This window comes from Marinimicrobium agarilyticum DSM 16975, from assembly GCF_000423345.1.
GTDB classification, from domain to species: Bacteria; Pseudomonadota; Gammaproteobacteria; order Pseudomonadales; family Cellvibrionaceae; genus Marinimicrobium; species Marinimicrobium agarilyticum.
The window spans coordinates 276,367-293,317 of sequence record NZ_AUHU01000004.1 but is presented as its reverse complement, the minus strand read 5'-3'; the positions used below and the strand labels follow the sequence as shown (position 1 = coordinate 293,317).

11 protein-coding genes are annotated in these 16,951 nt (G+C 60.4%); 6 read left to right on the top strand and 5 right to left on the bottom strand.

Going from position 1 to position 16,951, the window contains the following annotated elements; translation table 11 throughout:
- Window positions 1–355: 355 nt before the first annotated feature.
- The 6 genes from wrbA to glgP all read left to right on the top strand — a co-directional run bounded on the left by wrbA (window position 356) and on the right by glgP (window position 10,897).
- Window positions 356–958 carry an NAD(P)H:quinone oxidoreductase gene (gene wrbA, locus G547_RS0104305; RefSeq protein ID WP_027328780.1) on the top strand — a complete coding sequence of 201 codons (603 nt, stop codon included), beginning with the start codon at window positions 356–358 and terminating at the stop codon, window positions 956–958.
- A gap of 147 nt (window positions 959–1,105) precedes the next feature.
- On the top strand, window positions 1,106–2,146 hold the full coding sequence (locus G547_RS0104300; protein ID WP_211224494.1) for a sodium:calcium antiporter: 1,041 nt from the start codon (window positions 1,106–1,108) through the stop codon (window positions 2,144–2,146).
- A gap of 117 nt (window positions 2,147–2,263) precedes the next feature.
- The gene (gene ppsA / locus G547_RS0104295; protein ID WP_027328778.1) at window positions 2,264–4,651 is read left to right on the top strand and encodes a phosphoenolpyruvate synthase; all 2,388 of its coding nucleotides are present in this window, start codon (window positions 2,264–2,266) and stop codon (window positions 4,649–4,651) included.
- Window positions 4,648–5,637 carry a 2-hydroxyacid dehydrogenase gene (locus tag G547_RS0104290; protein ID WP_027328777.1) on the top strand — a complete coding sequence of 330 codons (990 nt, stop codon included), beginning with the start codon at window positions 4,648–4,650 and terminating at the stop codon, window positions 5,635–5,637. Before ppsA ends, G547_RS0104290 begins: the two co-directional genes overlap by 4 nt.
- A 6-nt stretch (window positions 5,638–5,643) precedes the next feature.
- Entirely contained in the window at window positions 5,644–8,385 is a 2,742-nt protein-coding gene (locus G547_RS20105; protein ID WP_051234793.1) for a cation-translocating P-type ATPase, read from the top strand.
- Window position 8,386: 1 nt separating this feature from the next.
- Window positions 8,387–10,897 (top strand): alpha-glucan family phosphorylase, encoded by a 2,511-nt coding sequence (gene glgP / locus G547_RS0104280; RefSeq protein ID WP_027328776.1) that lies wholly within the window; start codon window positions 8,387–8,389, stop codon window positions 10,895–10,897.
- A gap of 17 nt (window positions 10,898–10,914) precedes the next feature.
- Here glgP and G547_RS0104275 read toward each other — a convergent pair whose 3' ends face one another.
- The 5 genes from G547_RS0104275 to G547_RS0104255 are packed head-to-tail and all read right to left on the bottom strand — an operon-like array spanning window position 10,915 to window position 16,940.
- Window positions 10,915–12,105: an efflux RND transporter periplasmic adaptor subunit gene (locus G547_RS0104275; protein WP_211224493.1), complete on the bottom strand. Its 1,191-nt coding sequence runs from the start codon at window positions 12,103–12,105 to the stop codon at window positions 10,915–10,917.
- Between the two features lie 39 nt (window positions 12,106–12,144).
- On the bottom strand, window positions 12,145–14,505 hold the full coding sequence (locus G547_RS0104270; RefSeq protein WP_027328774.1) for an ABC transporter permease: 2,361 nt from the start codon (window positions 14,503–14,505) through the stop codon (window positions 12,145–12,147).
- 6 nt (window positions 14,506–14,511) lie between these two features.
- Window positions 14,512–15,207: an ABC transporter ATP-binding protein gene (locus tag G547_RS0104265; RefSeq protein ID WP_211224492.1), complete on the bottom strand. Its 696-nt coding sequence runs from the start codon at window positions 15,205–15,207 to the stop codon at window positions 14,512–14,514.
- Between the two features lie 53 nt (window positions 15,208–15,260).
- On the bottom strand, window positions 15,261–15,617 hold the full coding sequence (locus tag G547_RS0104260; protein WP_027328772.1) for a cytochrome b5 domain-containing protein: 357 nt from the start codon (window positions 15,615–15,617) through the stop codon (window positions 15,261–15,263).
- 24 nt (window positions 15,618–15,641) lie between these two features.
- Window positions 15,642–16,940 carry a ferredoxin reductase family protein gene (locus tag G547_RS0104255; protein ID WP_169449425.1) on the bottom strand — a complete coding sequence of 433 codons (1,299 nt, stop codon included), beginning with the start codon at window positions 16,938–16,940 and terminating at the stop codon, window positions 15,642–15,644.
- Window positions 16,941–16,951: the final 11 nt, after the last annotated feature.

Genomic DNA, 16,951 nt, shown 5'->3' with positions numbered 1-16,951 from the left:
AAGAAACTACGCCAAGGCGAACCCCACAACGTTGATCGCAGGCGCGGCTCTTGCGGCCGGGGCTGTATCAGCTCTGCTTTTCTGGAACAGGAAGTAGGTCGCTGTACTAGGAGCATGCGCCCCAAGCTGGGGCGCATGCTTGCCGCCCGCAGAAACCCCCCTTTGCCAGTGACACTGGCTTCCCTCCGCGAACGTTCGCCATCTCTTACCCGGAAGTTCGGCAATCGCCGCCACGCAAAGACTGTTAATTAACGTTAAGAGGCCCCTGCACCGTGCGTGCCTCCCATCCAGACGCTTGTTATGCTCGTAATCGCATACCAGAAACCCTAACGTTGTATTTCAAAAGGAGACACCCATGACAAAAGTACTGGTACTGTATTACAGCATGTATGGCCATATCGAAACCCTTGCCAAGGCCATCGCCGAAGGCGCCAAGGGCGTGGAAGGCATTGAAGTCACTCTCAAGCGGGTGCCCGAAACCATGCCCGAAGACGTTGCCAAAAACGCTGGCGCGAAGCTCGACCAGGAGGCACCGATCGCCAAGCCCGAGGAGCTGGAAAATTACGATGCCATCATTTTTGGCACGCCCACCCGCTTCGGCAATATGTGCGGTCAGATGCGCAACTTTCTGGACCAGACCGGTGGGCTCTGGGCCAAGGGCAAGCTGGTCGGTAAAGTCGGCAGCGTATTCACCTCCACCGCCAGTCAACACGGCGGACAGGAAACCACCATCACCTCATTTCACACCACACTGCTGCATCAGGGCATGATCATAGTCGGCGTTCCCTACTCGGTGCCGGCACTGACCAATATGGATGAAGTCAGCGGCGGTACGCCCTACGGCGCAAGTACTCTGGCAGGCCCCGATGGCAGCCGACAGCCGACTGAAAACGAGCTGACCATCGCGCGTTTTCAGGGTGAGCATGTGGCGAAAATTGCCATCAAGCAAAGCGCCTGATCAGGCCATTGGCAAACCTTTCCTGAACCTGCCGCGCAGCAAGGACGCGACGGCAAGCCCCGCCCCAATACAGGCTGTTCAGGTTGCCGCCCTTCCCGAATTGTGTAAGGGTGAGGCGGTTGATGTTCACTTTCAGCCGAAGGAATTGTGTTGATACCCTTGGACCCGGACAACTGGAGTTTGCTCGACAGCGTGCTGGTTTTCGCCGGTTGCGCGTTGCTCATTGCCCTGGCCGGCACGCGCATCGCGCGCGTGGTAGACCAGCTCGCCGACCGCACCGGTATTGGTGAAGCGGCGGCCGGGGCGGTGTTGTTAGGGGCCTCTACCTCTCTGGGCGGCTCGGTCCTGTCAGTGACCGCCGCCTGGAACGGCCACGCCGAACTCGCTGTCAGCAACGCCTTGGGCGGCATTGCCGTTCAGACGTTTTTTCTCGCCATCGCGGACATGGCGTATCGCCGCGCCAACCTTGAACACGCGGCCGCCTCGGCGCCCAACATGATGCAGAATGCGTTACTGATCTGTCTGCTCGCACTGATTCTGTTGGCCCCTTTTCTGCCCAGCGTCACCGTATGGGGTGTCCACCCCGTCACCCCCGTGCTGCTCGGCTTTTACCTCTATGGCCTCCACTTGGTCCGAGACGCCTCAGACCGCCCCATGTGGCACCCCATGCGCACGCGCGAGACCCGGGAGGACGTCCCCGACGACACCGCAAAAATGCCGTCGCTGTCGCGCTTGTGGGGAGAATTTCTGGTCTTGATGGCCATTCTCGGCGTCACGGGTTGGACCCTGGAGTCCGCCGCCACGGGGATCGCCACCAATGCGGGCCTGAGCCAGACCCTTGTCGGGGTACTGCTGACCGCCGTGAGCACCTCGATTCCCGAACTGGTCACCTCAGTCGCGGCGGTCCGACGCGGCGCGCTGACCATGGCCGTGAGCGGTATTATCGGTGGCAATGCCTTTGACACGCTGTTCACCGCAGCCTCAGACATCGCCTACCAGGACGGCTCCATTTACCACGCCATTCCCCAACAGGTTCACTTCTGGGTCGCGCTGACCCTGCTGATGTCGGGCATATTGATGATGGGCCTGATTCGCCGGGAACGGTACGGTCTGGGCCGCATCGGCGTTGAAAGCGTCGCCGTCATGATCCTGTATCTGATGGGCACCACTATGTTGCTGATTAATTAGGGGCGCAACGTCTCTGCCATTCAACAAGTTTCTGATCTGGCGCAAGTCCCGGCCCTTCCATAACGTCTAGACTGATAACAACAGCCTTTCGCAACACTCTTCGCAAACAGGTGCACCATGACGCAGTCAGACTCCATTTTGTGGTTTGAACAAATCACCCTGGACGACATTGGCCAAGTCGGGGGCAAAAACGCCAGCCTGGGCGAAATGACCCATTCGCTCCAATCGGCAGGGGTACCCGTTCCCCCCGGCTTTGCCATTACCGCTCAACTGTACCGGGACTTCATCGACGCCAACCACTTGGCGCAGCCGATGGCCGACCAACTGGCCGCACGGGAGGAGGGGCGGCAAAGCCTGGCGGACACCGGCGCCGCCATACGCGCCCTGATTCTCGATGGCGAGTTCACCGATGAACAGCGCAGCGCCATTGAGCAGGCGTACCGACAGCTGTGTGACCGCCTGGAGCAACCCGATTGCCCCGTGGCCGTGCGCAGCTCCGCCACCGCCGAAGATCTGCCGGAAGCCAGTTTCGCCGGCCAACAGGAAAGCTACCTGAATGTTCGGGGCCTGGAGGCCTTGCTGCGCACCAGTCGCGCCTGCCTGGCGTCGCTGTACACCGACCGCGCCATCGCCTATCGGGAACAGAACGGCTTTACCCACGACCAGGTCGCCCTGTCGATCGGCGTACAACAGATGGTGCGCTCAGACCTGGGGTGCGCCGGGGTCATGTTTACCCTGGATACCGAAAGCGGCTTCCCCGACATGGTGCTGATCAACGGTGCCTGGGGGCTGGGTGAATCCGTGGTCAAAGGCAGCGTCAATCCAGACCGTTACATGGTGTACAAGCCGCTGCTTGAACGCGACTTTCAGCCCATCGTCGAACGCACCTGCGGCAGCAAGGCCGAAAAAATGCTCTATGCCGAGGCGGGCACCGGTTCGGATAAAACCACCCGCACCGAAGCCACAACGGAGGCCGACCGAAATCGTCTGGTGCTGGACGATGAGGATATCCTCACCCTGGCACGCTGGGGCATACTGATCGAACAGCATTACCAACGGGCCATGGACATTGAGTGGGCCCGGGATGGTGAAACCGGCCAGCTTTATATCGTGCAGGCCCGCCCGGAAACCATCGAGTCTCAAAAAGACCGGGCGGTCTTCTCCAGCTACACTCTGAAGGAAAAAGGCCGGGTGCTGGTCGAAGGTGCCAGCGTGGGCAGCGCTATCGCCTCCGGTCCGGTGTGCAAACTCGACCGGCACGATCAGAGCGAACAGTTCCCGAAGGGTGGCATTCTGGTAACCGACCGGACCGACCCGGACTGGGTGCCGATCATGCGCCGCGCCGCCGGGGTTATTACCAACAGTGGCGGTGCCACCAGTCACGCCGCCATCGTCAGCCGGGAACTGAAGGTACCCGCCATTGTGGGCGCAGGCAACGCCACTGACTGTCTGACCGAAGGTGCAGAAGTGACACTGGATTGCTCCCAGGGCGCCGAAGGCAAAGTCTACGAAGGCAAACTCGCCTTTGACGTACAGCAAATCCGCGTGGACCAAGTGGCCCACACGCGCACCGACCTGATGATCAACGTCGCCATGCCCGACGGCGCACTCTACTGGTGGCAGCTTCCCACTCGCGGCATCGGTCTGGCCCGTATCGAGTTCATTATCTCCAGCCAGATCGGCGTGCATCCCATGGCCCTGCTTCACCCCGAGCGGGTGTCCCAGAAACAAACGCGGGACATCATCAACACACTGACCTACCGGTACCCGGATCCCGCCGAATTTTTCGTGGATAAACTGGCCACCGGTATCGGCAAAATTGCCGCCTCCTGCTATCCGCACCCGGCCATCGTGCGCTTTTCCGACCTCAAGTCGAACGAGTACCGGGGGCTGACCGGCGGTGAGGATTTCGAGCTGGATGAAGACAACCCCATGCTCGGCCTGCGCGGCGCTTCCCGCTATTACAACGAGCGCTACCGCGAAGCGTTTCAATTGGAGTGCCAGGCGTTAAAACGCGCCCGCGACGACATGGGCTTCGACAACGTCATTGCCATGATCCCTTTCTGCCGCACACCGGCGGAAGCGGACAAAGTGCTGGATGTAATGGCCGAAGCCGGACTCAAACGCGGTGAAAGAGGGCTGCAGGTTTATGTGATGTGTGAAATTCCCTCGAACATTATCCTGGCGGAACAGTTCGCCCAGCGCTTCGATGGTTTCTCCATTGGCAGCAATGACCTGACCCAACTGGTACTCGGTATTGACCGCGACTCCCAGGCGCTGCGTGCCCTGTTCGACGCCCGGGACGAAGCGGTAAAACGCCTTATCTCACAGGTGATAAACGTCGCTCACGAATACGGTCGCAAAGTCGGTATTTGCGGACAGGCCCCATCCGACCACCCCGACTTCGCCGAATTTCTGGTGGAGTGTGGGATCGACTCCATTTCCCTCAACCCGGACTCGATTATCCGGGCCAGTCAACACATCGCTCAGGCGGAAAAGCAATGAAAGTCGCTGTATTCAGCTGCAAACCCTACGATAAAGCGTTCCTGGATCAAGCCAACCAGGGCCGTCACGAACTGATTTTTCACGAAGCCGCACTCAAGCCCAACAGCGCGCTGCTGGCACAAGACTGTACCGCGGTCTGCTGTTTTGTGAACGACCAACTGGATGCCAAGGTGTTGAAGGCCTTGGCGGAGCAGGGCGTCAAACTGGTCGCACTGCGCTGCGCCGGATACAACCAGGTGGATCTGGAGACCGCCCGGGCGCTGGGTATAACCCTGGTCCGGGTTCCGGAATATTCGCCCCACGCCATCGCCGAGCACACCCTGGCACTGATTCTGATGCTCAACCGGCAACTACACCGATCGCACTACCGGGTTCGGGAAAACGACTACTCCCTCAATGGCCTGCTCGGGTTTGATCTTAACGGCAAAACCGTGGGCATTATCGGCACCGGTAAAATCGGCCGGACCTTCGCCCACATTATGCTCGGCCTGGGTTGTCGGGTCGTCGCCTACGACCCGTTTCCCGACGCGGCATTGCGGACCGAGGGCGTGGAGTATGTTGCACTGGAGGAGCTCTGGCCGCAGTCCGATATTATTTCCCTGCACTGTCCTCTGACGACCGATAACTACCACCTGATCAATGCCGACACCCTGATCCAGATGAAGCCCGGCGTAATGCTGATCAATACCGGTCGAGGCGGCCTGATCGACACCAAGGCGGTCATTACCGGCCTCAAGTCCAGCCAGGTCGGCTACCTAGGGCTTGATGTCTATGAGGAGGAAGGCGATCTGTTTTTCGAGGATCATTCCAGTCAATTACTGCAGGACGATGTCTTTGCCCGCTTACTGACCTTTCCCAATGTCATCATCACCGGGCACCAGGCGTTTTTTACCCGCGAGGCACTCACCGCCATCGCGGAGACCACACTGAACAATATTGATGGTTTTGAGCGAGGTGACCTGACTCAGGTCCACCAGATTGAGTGACCGCGCATGAAGGCAACGGACTCCAACGCAAGCGCCACACAAAGCGCCGCTCCGGGCTCTGCAGACCGGAGCGAACCGGCTCACGCTCTGACCGTCGAGGCGGCCCTGCGCCAATGGAACAGCAACACCACCGGTTTGACCGGGGCCGACGCTCAGCAGCGGCTGACACAATGGGGGCACAATACGCTGCCCACACAACCTCCCACTCCGGCCTGGAAACGTTGGTTGCGCCAGTTCCACAACCTGTTTATTTACGTGTTGTTGGTCAGTGGCCTTATCAGCCTGTTCCTCAATCATTGGGTGGACGCCGGCGTCATTACCGGCGTGGTACTGATCAACGCCACCATCGGTTTTCTGCAGGAAGGTAAAGCCGAACAGGCGCTGCGCGCCATCTTGTCCATGAGCCGAAGCCAGTGCCTGGTGCAGCGCGATGGCGCCACCATTACCTTGGACAGCGAACAGCTCGTCCCGGGGGATGTGGTGCTGTTGCAGGCGGGCGATAAGGTGCCGGCAGACGTTCGCCTGATGGAGAGCAAAAGCCTGCGCTGTGATGAAGCCCTGCTGACAGGAGAATCCCAGGGGGTGGACAAAATCACCGAGCCGGTGGCGACGGATGCGCCTTTGGCCGAGCGACTCAACATGGCCTACATGGGCACGCTGATCAGCTACGGCAGCGGCCGGGGCCTGGTTACCCATACCGGGACCGACACCGAGATTGGAACCATCAACCGGATGGTACAGGACGTCACCCTGCACCCGACGCCCCTTCAGCGCCAACTGCAAACCTTCGCCGGACAACTGACCCTAGTCATACTGTTGATCACCGCGGTCACCATCGCTCTGGGCGCACTGCTGCATGACCAGAGTCTGGCCACTTTGTTTCAAGGCGCCATTGGTATTGCCGTGGCGGCCATCCCCGAAGGGCTACCCGCGGTGGTTACCATTACCCTGGCCCTGGGCGTGGAGCGCATGGCCCGCAAACGCTCCCTGATGCGACGTCTGCCGGCCGTGGAAGTACTGGGTTCGGTGGATGTGATCTGTTCGGACAAAACCGGCACCCTGACCGCCAACGCCATGACCGCCCGTTCGCTGGTCACCAGCACTACCCGTTACACCATCAGCGGCGAAGGCTACGCCCCGGAAGGCGATATCAAAGCGGAGCAGCACGCGCCGGGCGATGACAGGGAGAGTGCGCCGCTGTCCGCCGCCTCCCGCATTGCTCTTCTGTGCAACGATGCCAACGTAACTGAAAAAGAAGGCGAATGGCAGTTGCACGGCGACCCCACCGAGGGCGCCCTGCTGGTGCTCGCGCTAAAGCAGGGTCTGGAGGCCGACGAATGCCGCCGGGACTGTCCGCGCATCGACAGCCTGCCGTTTGAAACCGAAAAACGTTACATGGCAGTGCTGCACGATCACCCGGACGGCGACCGGGAAATGGCCATCAAGGGTGCCCCGGACCGCCTGCTGGAACTCTGTCATGAGCAACTGGGACCAAACGGACCCGAAGCCCTCGACCGGGATTACTGGCAACAACAAATGGAACGACTCGCCTCTCAGGGTATGCGAGTCTTGGCGCTGGCACGCAAGCCAATGGACAGTGATCAGGACGAACTGCACCACCATCACATGGAAGCCGGCCTGATGATGGTGGCAATGGTGGGCATCAGCGATCCGCCACGCCCCGAAGCGGTCGACGCCATTGCCCAATGTCACGCCGCCGGCATTCGGGTATTGATGATCACCGGCGACAACCCGGTGACCGCCGCCGCCATCGGTCGCGAATTGGGGCTGAACAGCGAACGGGTCGTTACCGGCGCCGAGCTGGGTCGAATGAGCGACGCCGAACGAATTGCCGTGATCGAGCAGGTCGACCTGTTTGCCCGTACCAGCCCCGCCAACAAACTCCAATTGGTGAAATCACTGCAAGCCAAAGGCCACACTGTCGCCATGACCGGCGACGGTGTGAACGATGCCCCCGCGTTGCGCACCTCGGATATCGGAATCGCCATGGGCCAGAAAGGCACCGATGCCGCCAAGGAAGCGGCCGACTTTGTACTGACCGACGATAACTTCGCCACCATTACCCGGGCCGTCGCCGAAGGGCGCACGGTATACGACAATATCGTCAAGGCTATTGCATTCATTCTGCCCACCAACCTCGCCCAAGCCATTGTGATTGTGCTGGCCATTCTGTTCGGCTGGATTTTGCCCATTACCCCCGTGCAAATTCTGTGGGTCAACATGGTGACCGCGGTTACTCTCGCCCTGGCCATGGCGTTTGAGCAGAGTGAAGCCAATATCATGCAACGCCCGCCCCGCCCTCGCACGCAAGGGCTGATTACCGGCGCATTGCTGTATCGTATTCTGCTGGTGGGCGCCCTGGCGGCCGTCACGGTATTCGGTCTGTTTGAGTGGCAGCTGTCCGCCTCGGGCAATGAATCACTCGCCCGCTCCGTCGCGGTCAACGCAATGGTGTTGTTTGAAGTCTTTTATCTGTTGAGCGCCCGCACCCTGAACGATTCGCTATGGCACATCCGCTATTGGAAAGGGCTGCGCCCGGCGCTGATTGCGATTGCGTTGGTGCTGACACTACAGGGGTTGTTTACCTATTGGCCCCTCAGTCAGCGCATTTTTGACGTGAGCGCATTAAGCGTCAATCACTGGCTGGTCGTGCTGTTGATGACCAGCCCCATATTATTGATCGTCGAGTTGGAAAAAGTGCTGACCCGACGCCTGCGTGGACACTGACATGGCCCTATCCAACCGTCCTCTTCCCGAAGCACTCTCCATTTTGCGAGAGCTGTCGATGGATTTGTACTGGAGCTGGAATCACGATGGCGACCAACTCTGGCAGCAGCTCAACCCGGACGTGTGGGAACACACCCAGAACCCCGTCGAAGTACTGCAACTGACCAGCGGCGAACAACTCCAGAGCATTGCCGGTGACAAAACTTTTCTCGCCGCCCTGAACACATTGACTCAGGCGCGGGAAAAATACCTCACCGATACCAGCTGGTACCAAAAACATTACGCAGACTCGGCCATTAAGGGCATTGCCTACCTCAGCATGGAGTACGGCCTGTGCGACGCGCTCCCGTTGTATGCCGGAGGCCTGGGCATGCTCGCCGGAGATTACCTGAAAACCGCCAGTGATCTGGGGGTACCGCTCGTCGCCGTGGGCCTACTGTATCAACAGGGGTACTTCCATCAGAGCCTGGACGACACCGGCTGGCAGCGGGAAACCTATTTGTACAACGACCCGGGCAGTCTGCCGTTGCGCCGAGCACAAGCGGAAGATGGCAGTTGGCTGCACATCGACACCGAGTTTCTGTGCCGACGGGTGCGCTTTCGGGTGTGGCAGGTAACCGTTGGCCGGGTCACCCTGTACCTGCTCGACAGCAATGACCCACGCAATCAGGCTGGGGATCGGGGTATCACCAGTCAGCTTTACGGCGGTAACCGGGAACTGCGCCTGGTTCAGGAAATCGCTCTGGGCATTTGCGGGTGGCGCCTGATCGAAACGCTCGGCCATGGCGATTATGTGTGTCACCTGAACGAGGGCCACGCCGCCTTTGCCACCCTGGAGCGGCTGCGCCTCTACCGCGAACGCCATCAGGTCTCCTTTGACGAGGCGCTCTGGGCCACCCGCGGGGGCAATGTGTTCACCACTCACACACCGGTCGAGGCGGGTTTCGATCGCTACCCGACGCCGTTGCTGCGCCGCTATATTGACGAATTTACCCAGCAACTCGGCGTGCCCGCTGAACGGCTACTGGCACTGGGCAAGACCAACCCGGAGGACGAACGGGAATGGTTCAACATGGCCTGGCTGGCCACCCGCACCTGCGCCAGTGCCAACGGCGTCAGCGCCTTGCACGGAGCCGTCAGCCGCCGGATTTTCCAGCCTCTGTTCCCCCGCTGGCCCGAGCGCGAGGTACCCATCGGCCACGTCACCAACGGTGTGCACGTACCCACCTGGGACTCCGTGCGCGCCGATAACGAATGGCACCAACGTTTCGGCCCGGACCGTTGGCGCCAGGATCTGGAGCGTATGCCCACCGACGCTCTGGAGCAGTTGAACGACCACAGCCTGTGGCAAATGAAAGGTCAGGGGCGCGCGCAATTGGTGGACTATGTGCGTCGACGCCTGCAATACCAGTGGCGCCGGGAAAGCGATCCCGGCGAATGCGCCGTTTTTACCGACCAGCCACTGGACCCGAACATTCTGACACTGGGCTTCGCCCGCCGCTTTGCGGAATACAAACGTCCCAACCTGTTACTGCAGGACCCGGAGCGACTTGCCGCCCTGCTCACCCACCCGCGTCACCCAGTCCAGCTCATTGTCGCCGGCAAGGCGCATCCTGCCGATGATTGGGGCAAACAAGCGTTACAGGCCTGGTACCGGTTTGCCCGCCGTCCGGACGTCAAAGATCGGGTGGTCGTGCTGGAAGACTATGACATTGAGCTGGCTCAGCAACTGGTACAGGGCGTCGATGTCTGGCTGAACACGCCGCGTCGTCCCTGGGAGGCCTGCGGCACCAGCGGCATGAAAGTATTGGTGAACGGAGGCCTCAACCTATCCAGCCTGGACGGCTGGTGGGCGGAGGCCTGGCGCCCCGAGTTCGGCTGGGCCCTGGGCAACGGCGACGCTCGCCCCCGCGAAGCGGACCCCGAAGAAGCCGAAGCGCTGTACCGGATACTGGAGGCCGACATCACGCCCTCTTTCTACCGGCGAGATGCGAGCGATCTGCCAGCCGGCTGGCTGGAGCGGGTTCGGCACAGTATGGCCCACCTGACCGTGCCGTTCAGTAGCAACCGAATGATTCGCCAATATCTGGATGACTACTACGAACCCGCCGCTCGCGCGCTGGCTGAACGCCAACGCGAAAATGGCGCACTGGCCGCTGAGCTGTTCCAGTGGCACGCCACCGTGTCACTGCACTGGCATGAAATCCACTTGGGCGAGCTGCAGTTTGACGAGGACAATGGCCACCGCCGCGTCGGGCTGAACATCCAACTCGGTGGATTAAGTCCGGAGTACATCGCCGTGCAACTGATTGCGGACCCCAGCGAGACCGATGAGGCCATCCTCCTGGAACTAAGCCCTGCCGCGACCCTGCAGAAAGCGACCCACACCTATCGATACCAAGGCCTGTTGGACAGCCTCCGACCAGACTCGGATTTTACCGCCCGTGTCATTCCTCGACACCCCGCGGCAAACATTCCGGCAGAAAACCCGAGAATTCTCTGGCAGTCTTAATAAAAGCAACCGGCCACTCAGCGCTGCTCTACCCGGGAACCGGGGTGAATATCCTCCCCCGGGTGGAGGATGACCCGCTCCCCTACCGCCAATCCCTCTTGAATTTCGGAGAGCAGACCGCTGCGCCGCCCCGGGGTAACGGTACGGCGGACCGCTTCACCGTTTTCAACCACGTATACGGCCCAGGTTTCTTCTTCCCGAAACAGGGCACTGGCGGGCACCTGCAACACCTCCTCACCTTCCCAGAGAATAAAGCGTGCCTCCACCCGGTAGCCATCGCCCAGATCTTTCCAGTGCTCCCGATCGGACTCAAAGTCGACAATCACCCAGACCCGTTGTTCTTCCACTCCCAGAGCGGAAATGTGGGTGAAGCCCGCCGGCTCGACGCGACGCACCCGACCGGGCAGCACCCGGTCGCCGCCCCACCGCTCCAGTTCCACACGCATTCCCGGGTTCAGGCGCACCGCGTCCGGTGACAGCAGGTCCACTTCCACTTGCAGGCTGCGCAAATCACCGAGCGTCAGTATCGGCTCCCCTGGCTGCACCCGGCCGGCACTCTGTCGCTGACGGGTGAGCACCACCCCTTCGGTAGGCGCAGTGACCCGCAACGGCTCCGAGCGAACTTCTCCCCCGGCGATGGTCAGGGCCGCTTCGGCATTGGCGCGCTCGTGTCGAGCCACATCCACCTGAAACTGGGCGGTGCGCAAGCGCGCATTGGCGCTGCGGGCCTCGGCCATGGCTCGATCCAGCGCCTCCTGCGACTGATGTCCCTGGTCCACCAGTTTCCGAATACGCGCCAACTCCCGATCCGCCAGCTCGGCTTGGGCGCGCTGCGCCTCGACGGCGGATTGGGCCGCCGCCAACACCGACTCGGCGCGCGCCACAGAAGCGCGCGCCTGAGCGCCGGATCTTGCATCCAACGCATCAGCAGGCGCGGGATTGAGAGTAAACAGCGTATCGCCCTGAGCGACTGCATCCCCCGGTTCCAGAAGCACCCGATTAAGATAACCGGCAACGGGAGCGGAAACTTCAAACCGGTCCGGCAAGCGGGTGCGCCCCTCTTCCTCCACGGTCATCCGAAAAGGCCCGCGAGTCACCGCCGCCGAATCCACCAAAGCGGGCGGGTTGCGAAAACTGATGCCCAATACCACAAGCACCAGTAAGGCGATGGCGATAAAAATCAGGGTACGACGAGTAGGGCGTTTCATAGCCATAAGTTCTCGGTCTTTCCTCCGCGAGGAATTCACTTATTCAGCCGACTTGAGAGCCGACACCATATCCAATTTGGCCAGCGCCCGCCCCATCATCAGGGCAGACAACAGCGTTGCCACCAGCACCACCAGCGCCGCGCTGGCGTAGGTATCCGCAGTGAGTACCAAGGGCACCCGGTAAAGATCGGTTTGCATTCCCACTGTGAGTAGGTGGCACAAGCCGGCTCCCAATAAAAACCCCAGGGGCATGGCCAGCAGCGTCAAGAGCATTAACTCACCGAGCAAAATAAAAGCGATTTCCGGCCGAGTAAAACCCAACACTCGTAACGTTGCCAACTCCCGGCTACGCTCGGCGAAAGCGATGCGCGCGTTGTTGTACACCACCGCAAACGCAATGGAACCGGCCATAAACACACTGAAAAAAGTGAACACCAGCATGCTGTCGGACATCATATCGTCGAAGGCGCGAATCATGGTTTCCCGTTGGCTGACGCCGGCCACCCGGGGCATGGCCTCCAGGCGACGGTTGACCTCGGCCACCTGCTCCGGCTCCACCGCCAGAAAGGCGCCGCTGACCGTATCGCCCTCGCCCAACAGTCGCGCCAACGTTTCCCGACGCAGGTAGGCACCCACCCCAATGAATTCGGTCACCAGGCCCGCCACCGGTATGGCCAACTCGGGCTGCCGCCCTTCCTGCACCTTAACCTGCAAGGTGTCGCCCACACCAATGCCGAGCATCCGGGCCAAGTGGTCCGTCAGCAACACCCCCTCATCGGGAATCGCAATGGGCTGCAGTTGTTCATCCAGTACCTGTACCAGGCTGCGCGGATCCGAAAACCCCTGCAAGCCACCCCGGTAGGTACGATGCCCGTATTGCAAAATGGCGGACGCTGACCGAAACCCCTCCACGTACCGGACGCCGGGCAACGCACGCAGCTCGTGCAGCGCGCCGCGCTGGGTCGGTTCGATAAACGTCACTGTCATATCCTGCTTTTGGGCAAGACGAAACTGCACATCCATCATGTAATCAATCGAGCCCTTCTGAAAGCCGGTCAGCATCATCATCCCCACGGCCAGGCTGATGCCCAAAATGGACAGGCCGGCCTTTATTGGCTGTCGCTCCAGGTTGCGCAAAATAATCCGCGTGGGCTGACTCAACCCCCGAATCCCGAGGCGTTCAATGAGCGTGCGACGAAAATGCGTCGGCGGCTCGGGACGCATGGCCTCCGCCGGGGGCAGACGAAAAGCCCGATACACCGACGTCAACGTCCCGATGGCGGTTGCGCCCCCCGCGATCGCAATGGCGGTCAGCGCCACTGAGGGTTTCAGCCGGAACTCCAACCAGGGGAACCGAAAAAACTCCTGATACATCCCGGCCAAACCGCTGGCCAACCAGGTCCCCAGAAACACCCCCAATACCGAACCGAACAACACTATCACCAACACCAGCATCAGATAGTGCCCGGCCACCGCCACCCCGTCATACCCAAACGCTTTCAACACCGCGATCTGCTCACGCTGGGTGCGAATCAAACGGGCCGCCACCACGTTCAGTAAAAAGGCGGAAACGCCGATAAAAATCAGCGGTAGAAACACCGCCATGGCGGCAACCTGCTCCAACTCCTGTTCGATAAAACGATGAGAGAGCTGATCCTCCCGACCATAGGCACCCAACCCGCCCCAGGGCTCCAACAACTGATCCACCCGGTCGATCACCATTTGCTCGCTTGCACCGGTGTACAGTGTCAGCGCCACGTTATTGAAAGCCCCATCCATATCGAAGGCCGACTCCAACGCATCCCGGTTCATCCAGAGAATGGCGTAGCGGGAAAAATCCGGAAACAGATCGCCCGGGCGAATCTGGTAAATGTACTCCGGCGACAACGCTATACCACTGATCCACAACGCCTGATAGCGACCGTTGATCACCACGGACAGGCGATCACCGGGTTGCAGTTCATGCGCCTCGGCAAAGGCTTCACTCAACAGCACCTGATCATTGCGATTTGCCTCGGGCAGTTGCCCAGCGCGCAAATAGAGTTGATTGAGTTGCGGTTGACGACCGTCTGGAATGGACTGAGCCAGGCCAGTTACCGGCTGGTCGAACCCCGGTACCTGTAGCTTCACCGGAGCCTGCACACGGGTTTCCAACGTCGCCACGCCGGGTACTGCCCGCAAACGCTCTGCCAGGGATTCGGGCGCACGCTTGAGATTGGCGAACACCTCGGAAAAACGCTGGCTCTGGTACACGCTCTGCTGGCTGAGCCGCAATGCATCGAGAGCGGTAAATGACATCACAAACATCGCCACGCCCGTGGCAATCACCACCGCGATGGCAATGCCCTGGCCTTTCAACGTCCAGAGGTTACGCAGCAATTTGATATTGAGCGCGCGCATCAGCGGTTACCAGTGCAACTGATCGGGGTCGACGGGATGGGCGTTGTTGGTCACTTCACTCACCCGACCATCGCTCAGGCGAATCATCCGTTCGGCCATGTCGGCAATCACCGCGTTGTGGGTAATCACTGCTGTGGTGGTGCCCAGCTCACGGTTGATCCGGCGCAGCACCTCCAACACCTTGATGCCGGTTTTGGAGTCCAGCGCTCCGGTGGGTTCATCGCACAACAATACGTCGGGCTTTTTGGCAATGGCGCGGGCGATCGCCACCCGCTGCTGTTCACCACCGGACAACTGGGCCGGAAAATGATCCAGCCGTTGCTCAAGCCCGACGAGCGCCAACGCATCCGAAGGGTCCATCGGTTCACGTGCAATGTCCGTCACGATGGCAACGTTCTCGCGCGCGGTCAGGCTTGGGATCAGGTTGTAAAACTGAAACACAAACCCGACATGGTGACGACGAAAGTCCGTCAGTACCCGCTCGCTGGCGCGGCTCAGGTCGATGTCCTTGTACCACACCTCACCCTCGGTACCGCTGTCCAGCCCACCGAGAATATTGAGCAGAGTAGACTTGCCACTGCCCGAAGCGCCGAGCAGCACCACAAACTCTCCGGCGTAGAGCTCCATGTCCACGCCCCGCAGTGCGTGAATTTCGACTTCGCCCAACCGAAATACCCGGGTCAGAGCCCGCGTATGAAACACGCGCTCCCTGGGCGACGACGGAGTGACCATTTGCCGTTTAGCGCTATCGGTAGTCACGGTTTGGACGAGAGAATACCGACCTGATAGGCCCCCATTGATTCCCAGGCGGCCGGACTATGGTCGCGGCCGTAGCCTTTCGTCGTCATGCCCTCGGTGGCCTCGCGTCCGCACCAGGGCTCGATCACCATTGGTGGCGCGGGGTGTTTCGGGATGTAGTCGGTGAAGTTGTACACTTTGCCCCGAATCGCCATCCAACAGTCCTCCAGGGAATCGTGCCCGGCCACATCTTCAAGGCTGTACTCAGTCTCGCCTTCCGCCAACGTCACCGTTGGCGTCAGGGCAAAAAGGGCCAGCAAGGTCCCCACCGAGGACCAGAAGGCAATAAAAGCGGCAAATACGGTTTTCTTCATGGGAAGCTCCTGTTACAACCCCAATCACAACAACACAAACTCTTCGGTAACAATACGTTTTTGCGGAACACCCAGCGCCTGCAGCGCCGTGCTGGCCCTCTCGATCAGTGGCAGCGGACCACAAAGATAAGCAGACCTTCGGGCCGCGTCCGGGCAGGCGTGTTCAATAAACTCACCCCTCAAAGGGCCTTCGCGATAGAAAAAATGCAGCGTTACCCGGCTCTCGGGCAACTGGGCCATCAACTGTGCGAGCTCCTCCTCGAACAATACCCTCGTTTCATCCTGCACGCAGTAAATCAAATGTATTCTCAGAACCTGACCTCTCCGGGCGCAGTGGCGAAGACGGCTCAAGAAAGGGGTGATCCCGATCCCTCCGGCGATCCAGAGCTCCGGTTCCGGCGGCGCGTCCGGTGACGGAAAGAAACAGCCATAAGGGCCTTCAATCCGAACCTCACTGTCGAGCCTTACCGTCTGTAATGCTCGGCTGGCATCGCCCAGATTCTTTATAGCAATGCGCAATCCGGTCTCGTCTGGGGCGGAGGACACCGTATAGGGGTGTTCTTCTCCGCGACCGACAGGCAACTGTGTGTCATAGGGCGTCAGATAAACAAATTGCCCCGGCTCATAACAAAGCACTTGTGCCTGAGGCTCCAGGGCCAACTCAACCACGTTGCGCGCGGGCCGATCGATCGCAACCACGCGATACGGCAAACGCCCATGCCAACGGGAAAACCCCCAACGATAACCGATGGCGCCAATCGCCAGGGCCGCCCAAAGCCCCCAGACAGCCGGGCCCCACACCCCGGGAAGCGTTCGACTCAACAGCAGTGTGTGCACCAGCCCCAACACCACCGTGATACCTGCCAACCGGTGCAGATGCTTCCAGCGTTGATATTCGGGTTCGCCAAAGAACCGGAAACTCGGCGCCATGAAAATCATCAGCGCCAATAGTGCCACCCATCCCCAGATTACCGCCGGCCGGGCGGAGAACAGGGTGCCGACGGCGGCCGACAGCGACGTTCCCGCCGCCGAGAACGCCAGTAACAGTGGATGCGACAGCAACAACAGAAAAGCCACGGCGCCCAGACGGTGATGCAATTTCCAGAGTTTGGTCAAACCACCGAAAGGACGATCGAACCCAGGCACGCGACAGCACAGAGCGGCCGCTATCAGCAACAGTGCCATGCCCCAAATACCGGTCAACCGTCCCAAGGTGTTGAGCACGGCAGAGGGATTGTCAAAGTCCGGAGCACTGAGAAACCCAAACGCCATCACGCCGGGGAACAGGGCCAGGAGCCACACCACTGCTTGACTGCTATTCACTGTGAACCGCA

Bases quoted from the DNA above. Each gene is read 5' to 3' on its own strand.
- wrbA (WP_027328780.1), top strand. From the start codon at position 356: ATGACAAAAGTACTGGTACTGTATTACAGCATGTATGGCCATATCGAA.
- ppsA (WP_027328778.1), top strand. From the start codon at position 2,264: ATGACGCAGTCAGACTCCATTTTGTGGTTTGAACAAATCACCCTGGAC.
- G547_RS0104290 (WP_027328777.1), top strand. From the start codon at position 4,648: ATGAAAGTCGCTGTATTCAGCTGCAAACCCTACGATAAAGCGTTCCTG.
- G547_RS20105 (WP_051234793.1), top strand. From the start codon at position 5,644: ATGAAGGCAACGGACTCCAACGCAAGCGCCACACAAAGCGCCGCTCCG.
- glgP (WP_027328776.1), top strand. From the start codon at position 8,387: ATGGCCCTATCCAACCGTCCTCTTCCCGAAGCACTCTCCATTTTGCGA.
- G547_RS0104275 (WP_211224493.1), bottom strand. From the start codon at position 12,105: ATGAAACGCCCTACTCGTCGTACCCTGATTTTTATCGCCATCGCCTTA.
- G547_RS0104270 (WP_027328774.1), bottom strand. From the start codon at position 14,505: ATGCGCGCGCTCAATATCAAATTGCTGCGTAACCTCTGGACGTTGAAA.
- G547_RS0104260 (WP_027328772.1), bottom strand. From the start codon at position 15,617: ATGAAGAAAACCGTATTTGCCGCTTTTATTGCCTTCTGGTCCTCGGTG.